The sequence below is a fragment of the Undibacterium sp. Ji50W genome (assembly GCF_049340445.1).
Taxonomy (GTDB): Bacteria; Pseudomonadota; Gammaproteobacteria; order Burkholderiales; family Burkholderiaceae_D; genus Undibacterium.
Window position 1 is genome coordinate 1 of the sequence record NZ_JBMPOX010000044.1, and the last position, 5,942, is coordinate 5,942.

1 protein-coding gene is annotated in these 5,942 nt (G+C 58.5%); it reads left to right on the forward strand.

Annotated features, from left to right (window positions below):
- Positions 1-6 precede the first annotated feature (6 nt).
- Complete coding sequence (locus tag ACO0K9_RS27815; RefSeq protein WP_422990621.1) at positions 7-5,937, forward strand: DUF4214 domain-containing protein; 5,931 nt, start codon at positions 7-9, stop codon at positions 5,935-5,937.
- Positions 5,938-5,942 lie beyond the last annotated feature (5 nt).

Genomic DNA, 5,942 nt, shown 5'->3' on the forward strand with positions numbered 1-5,942 from the left:
AATGCTGTGACAGTCTCCAACGTCACAGCACCAACGATTACATCTGCGACTTACGACGGTACAACCCACATCTTCGCCGTCACTGGCACCAATCTGGTTAAAACTATCGGTGCGACAAACGATGTCACCATTTCGACATTGACCATTACCGGCGAAGGCGGCGCCACACGCACCCTGTCTACCACCGGCAACGTCGAAGTCACCTCAGCCACCAGCTTTACCTTTACCCTGGCCGGTGCCGACATCGCCGCAGTCGATAGTTTGCTCAACAAGAACGGCACCTCTTCCGCCAGCAGTTCTACTACGTATAACCTCGCTGCAGCCGACGACTGGAACAGCGTCATCACTGGTGGCAACATCGCTGACCTGACTGGCAACGGCATCACCGTCTCCAATGCCGCACCAAGCATTTTGAGCTCCACCTATGATGCGGCTACCGGCATCCTGAGCGTGTCCGCCGTCAACATCGTCGGTGGCGACACCATTGATGTCAGTAAGTTATCCCTGACAGGCCAGGCTGGTTCCTACACCCTGACCACCCCCAACGTCACCGCCAGCAGCAGTACCGCCTTCGCAGTGACTTTGAACGCAGTCGACAAACTGGCCATCAACGGCATCCTGAACAAGAACGGCACCACTGCCGTTGATACCACCACCTTCAACCTGGCCGCCGCTGCTTCCTGGGACGCTACCACCACATCGAGTGCCGACCTGACCGGCAATGCCGTCACCGTCAGCAACGTCACTGCCCCAACGATTACCTCAGCGACCTACGACGGTACCTCTCATATCTTCACCGTCACCGGCACCAATCTGGTTAAAACCATCGGTGCCACCAACGACGTCACCATTTCCACCCTGACCATTACCGGCGAAGGTGGCGCAACCCGCACTTTGTCCACCACTGGCAATGTCGAAGTGACTTCGGCCACCAGCTTTACCTTTACCTTAGCTGGTGCTGATATTGCTGCGGTAGATGCCATTTTAAATAAAAACGGTACTTCATCCGCCAGCAGCTCCACCACCTACAATCTTGCCGCTGCCGACGACTGGAACAGCGTCATCACCGGTGGCAACATCGCTGACCTGACCGGCAACGGCATTACCGTCTCCAATGCCGCACCAAGTATATTGAGTTCCACCTACGATGCGGCTACCGGCATTCTGAGCGTGTCCGCCGTCAACATCGTTGGTGGCGACACCATTGATGTATCCAAGCTGTCTTTGACTGGCCAGGCTGGTTCCTACACCCTGACCACCCCCAACGTCACCGCCAGCAGCAGTACCGCTTTTGCAGTGACCCTGAACGCTGCCGACAAACTGGCCATCAACGGTATTTTGAACAAGAACGGTACATCTGCCGTTGATACCACCACCTTCAACCTGGCAGCCGCTGCTTCCTGGGACGCTACCACCACATCGAGTGCCGACCTGACCGGCAACGCCGTCACCGTCTCGAATGTATCTGCCCCCACGATCACCTCAGCGACCTATGACGGTACCTCTCATATCTTCACCGTCACCGGCACCAACCTGGTCAAAACCATCGGTGCAACGAACGACGTCACCATTTCCACCCTGACCATCACCGGCGAAGGCGGCGCAACCCGTACTTTGTCCACCACTGGCAATGTCGAAATTACCTCCGCCACCAGCTTTACCTTTACCCTCGCTGGTGCTGATATTGCTGCGGTAGATGCCATTTTAAATAAAAACGGTACTTCGTCCGCCAGCAGCGCCACCTCCTACAACCTGGCCGCTGCCGATGACTGGAACAGCGTCATCACCGGTGGCAACATTCAGGATTTGACTGGCAACGGCATTACCGTCGCCAATGCCGCACCAAGCATTTTGAGTTCCACCTATGATGCGGCTACCGGCATCCTGAGCGTCTCCGCCGTCAACATCGTCGGTGGTGACACCATCGATGTGTCGAAACTCTCAGTGCTTGGTCAAGGTGGTGGTTCTTACACCCTGACCACCGCCAACGTCACCGCCAGCAGCAGTACCGCCTTTGCAGTGACCCTGAATGCTGCCGACAAACTGGCCATCAACGGTATTTTGAACAAGACCGGCACCACTGCCGTTGACACCACCACCTTCAACCTGGCCGCTGCGGCTTCCTGGGACGCTACCACCACATCGAGTGCCGACCTGACCGGCAACGCCGTCACCGTCGCGAATGTATCTGCCCCGACGATCACCTCAGCCACCTACGATGTCACCACCCACATCCTGAGCGTCACCGGCACCAACCTGGTCGGCACCCTGGGTGCCGCCAATGACATCACCGTTGCTGCCCTCACCATCACAGGCGAAGGCGCTGCTACCCGGACCCTGTCTACCAGCGTCAATGTCGAAGTCACCTCCGCCACCAGCTTTAATGTCGCCGTGGCAGGTGCCGACCAGGCTGCTGTGGAAGCCCTGTTCAACAAAAACGGCACCGCCTCCACCAGTGGCACCACCTATAACCTGGCCGCAGCCGACGATTGGGACAGCGTCATCACCGGTGGCAACATCGCCGTCACCACCACCGCCATTACCGTCTCCAATGTCCCGGTCCCGACCATCACCTCCTCCATCTACAACGCCAACACCGGCGTGCTGACCGTGACAGGGACTGGCCTGACTGGTTTGACCGGTGCCAACAACGACATTGTTGCCAACAAATTCAGCCTGCAAGGCGAAGGCGGGGCCAGCTATACCCTGACCACCACCAGCAATGTCGAGATCACCTCCGCCACCTCGTTCACCCTGACCCTCAGTGCCGCAGACAGGCTGGGGGCCAATCTCATCATGAACAAGAATGGCCCCAGCTCCACCAGTGTCAACACCTACAACCTGATCGCCGCCGAAGACTGGAATGCCGGTGCCGATGCCGCTGTCGTCATTGCCGATTTGACCGGCAATGGCATTACCGTCACCAACGTGGTGGCACCGACCGTCACTTCCGCCACCTACAACGTCGCCACAGGTGTGCTGGTCGTTACCGGCAACAACTTCCTGACACTCACCGGTGCTGCCAATGACATCACCGCCAACCGCATCCGCTTCCTCGGACAAGGTGCCTTCAACTACACCCTGACCGATACCGCCAACGTCGACATCACCTCCAACACCAGCTTCAGCATGACCATGAGTGCCAACGACAAGTTGGCCCTGGCACTGCGGATGAACAAGGATGGCACCTCGTCGACTGACACCACCACCTACAACATCGGCATGCTGGAAGACTGGAATACCGGTGCTAACGTTGCCGTCGTCATCGCCGATCTGTTTGGCAACCCCATCACCGTCACCGGCAACAACGTCGCCCCCACCATTGGCGGCACCGTCGCGGGCCAGGCCGGCAGCGAAACTACCCCGGTGTCGCCATTTGCTGGCGTCACCATCACCGATCCGGATGTGGGCGCGTCTGAAACCATCATCATTACCCCCGATGCCGTCGCCAAAGGCGCCTTCACTGCCGCCTCCTTAACCGCCACTGGTTTCTCCACCGCCGATGGCGGCGTGACCTATACCCATGCCGCCGGTACCCCGGCAGTCGTCCAGGCCGCTATCCGTGGCCTGGTATTCCAGCCCACGGCGGGCCGCTTGCCGGTTGGGAATACCGAAACCGTCACCTTCACCATCAGCGCCAGTGATGGCATTGCCGCTGCGGTACTGAATAACACCACCACCGTCATTGCCACCGGCATCAATGCCGCACCCACCAATATCAGCCTGTCGGTGGCCAGCATCCTGCAAGGTGCCCCTGATAACACCAGCGTCGGCACCCTGACTGCCACCGACCCCAATCCCGGTGACACCGCCAGCTTTAGCCTGGTGGCAGGCAATGGCACCAATGACCGCGACAATGCCAGGTTCAGCATCGCCGGCACCAGCCTGGTGGCCAACAACCCGCTGGGCATGACACCCGGCACCTATACCGTGCTGGTGCGTGCCACCGATGGCTTTGGTGGTACCTATAACAAGAGCTTCAGCATCACCGTGACAGACAATGTACCGCCGACTGCCACCGGCATCACCCGCATCAACCCGGAATTCACCAATCTGACGACCGCCGATTACCAGGTCAGCTTCAGTGAAGCCGTCAGCGGGGTGAATGCGGCAGCCTTTGCCCTGGTGACGACCGGTACCGTCGCCGGCACCATCAGCAGCGTCACCCAACTGACTGCCTCCACCTATAGCGTCAGGATCACGGGCCTGACCGGCGACGGCAGTCTGGGCCTGAACCTTAAAACGGCGGGCACCGGCATCATCGATACCGTCAGCCTGCCTTTGAATGGGGGCTTTACCGGTCAACTGTATCAGGTCGACCATACGGCACCTGTCAGTGCCATCACTAACCTGAAGTTCTCCAATGATGATGGGATCAGCAGTACAGACTTCCTCACCAGCGCTTCCTTGCAAACCATCAGTGGCAAGCTGAGTACAGGCTTGCTGGCCGGTGACACGCTGCAAGTCTCGCTCGACAATGGCGGTACCTGGATCAATACCGCCACTGCCCTTGGTGCCACCAGCTGGTCGCTGGAGAATCAAACCCTGGCGGGCAGCAATACCCTGAAAGTCCGGGTGACGGATCTGGCCGGCAATAGCGGGCCTACGGTGTCGCAGGCGTATGCCATCATCAACAATACCGACAACAGCAATCCAGGGGATTCGGATGCAGATGGGGACGGCATCCCGCAACGTGTCGAAAACGCCGTACCTAACCTCAACGGCATCGGTAATGGCGATGGTAATGGCGATGGTCTCCTCGATCAGTCTCAGAAGTATGTCAGCTCTCTGCTGTGGAGCAGTACGCTGGGTAGCGGGCATTACGTCACACTGGCGAATGCCCAGCAACTGGCACAGACCAAGACACTGACGATGCCAACACCCAACAATGCCCCGGCTGACCTGAGCATGCCGTATGGCTTGCTGACGGTACAGATAGAAGGTGGCACCACCGGTGGCGACGCCACGATGTCGCTGTACACCGATGCGCTGGCACCAGTGAATGGTTACTGGGTACAGAACAAGGCCGGTGAGTGGGTGAATATCGCCACCAATATCGCCACCGTCAATGGCAAACTGAAGGTGGACTTCAAGGTCACTGATGGCAGTACCTATGATAGTGATGGCCTCAGCAATGGCAAGATTCTGCTGACCGGGGCACTGGGCTTCAAGACGGTTCCGACCACACCGGCCACTGGCTTGCCGAACGACAAGGACGCGGATGGGATCCCGGATGCGGTGGAACTGGTGCTGGGGACCAATCCGCTGGCGAAAGACAATGATGTCTTGCACCGTTCTGACTTGTTTGCCATGCAGTTGTACCGCGATGTGCTGTTCCGGGAAGCCGATACAGCGGGGGTGCAGTACTGGCAGCAGCAGATTGACAGTGGCAAGATGAGCAGGGCGCAGGTGGCGGCGTCGTTCATGGCGTCGTCAGAATTCCAGAATGGTATCGGCAGTCTGACACGGCTGTACTTTGGTGCCTTTGACCGCTTGCCGGACCGCGATGGCCTGGCGTACTGGATGCAGCAAGAGAAGGCGGGCTTGAGTCTCTCCAAGATCAGTGCGTCGTTTGTTGCCAGTACGGAGTTCCAGAGTACCTATGGCAGTCTGGACAATAGTGCCTTTGTGGACCGGGTGTACCAGAATGTCTTGCACAGGACATCGGACGCGGCGGGCAAGACGTACTGGCTGGGGCAGCTTGGCAGTGGGGTCAGCCGCGGGGATTTGCTGGCGGGCTTTACCGAATCGACGGAGTTCAAGGGCACTTCTCAGAGCAAGGTGTCGTTGACGCTGGATTATATCGGGCTGCTGGGACATGCACCGGATGCGGCGACCTTTAATGCTTTGCTGGCTCAGTCGGGCGCGGATGCCGTCACGCTCATCGGGCAGTTTATTAATTCGCCTGAGTATCTGGCCAGGTTTATGCCGGTTTGAGGGGG